The sequence below is a fragment of the Corallococcus sp. CA041A genome (assembly GCF_003612075.1).
GTDB lineage: Bacteria > Myxococcota > Myxococcia > Myxococcales > Myxococcaceae > Corallococcus > Corallococcus exiguus.
Genome location: NZ_RAWF01000586.1, coordinates 1 through 673, shown reverse-complemented (window position 1 = coordinate 673; position 673 = coordinate 1). Strand labels below are relative to the sequence as shown.

Sequence of the window (673 nt, the reverse complement as noted above, 5' to 3'; positions counted from 1 at the left end):
CTCCCTGCCCGTGGCCCGGCTGACTCCCGCTGCACCCGCGAGCCCGACGCTCCGGAGCCCGGCGCCAGTGGCCCCCTCGGCGCCGGCCATGGCCGCGGCCGTGGCCATCAACCACCTTCGCCCCGCGGACGACTCGCTCTTCGAAGCGCCGGTGGCCGGCTTCGCGTCCGCCGCCAACTCCTTCGTGGAAGGCGAACACCGCGTCATCATCCACACCGTCGAAGGACAGGTGAAGCGCGGCACCATCCGCGACGCGGACCTCCTGGAGGACACCATCTCCCTGGAGCAGCAGAGCGGCTTCGCCCCGGAGCGCATCCCCGGCAAGCGCGTGAAGGCCATCTTCTTCATGCTCGCCGCGGGCGCGCGTCAACCGCAGGCGGAGGGCTCGAAGATCCGCGTCACCTTCAACGACGGCCGCCAGGTGGCCGGCTTCTCCCAGGACTTCAAGGGCCCCACCCCGGGCTTCTTCGTCGTCCCCGCCGACACCCGCACCAACACCGCGCGCATCTTCATCTACCGCGCCAGCGTGCAGGCCGTCGCCGAGGGCTGAGGGGATGAGAAAAAATTAACGATTCTGATGCATCCAAAGGATGCATAAGCGCTGCTGTGCGAGCATGAATCGCCATGGCGGGGAGCAAACGGCCGCGAGTGCGTGTGCTCCGGCCGAAACGGA

The 673-nt window shown here is 68.8% G+C and carries 1 pseudogene; it reads left to right on the top strand.

The window, feature by feature from the left end:
• A pseudogene (locus D7V77_RS42330) lies at positions 1-550 on the top strand (hypothetical protein); the annotation flags it as partial.
• Positions 551-673 lie beyond the last annotated feature (123 nt).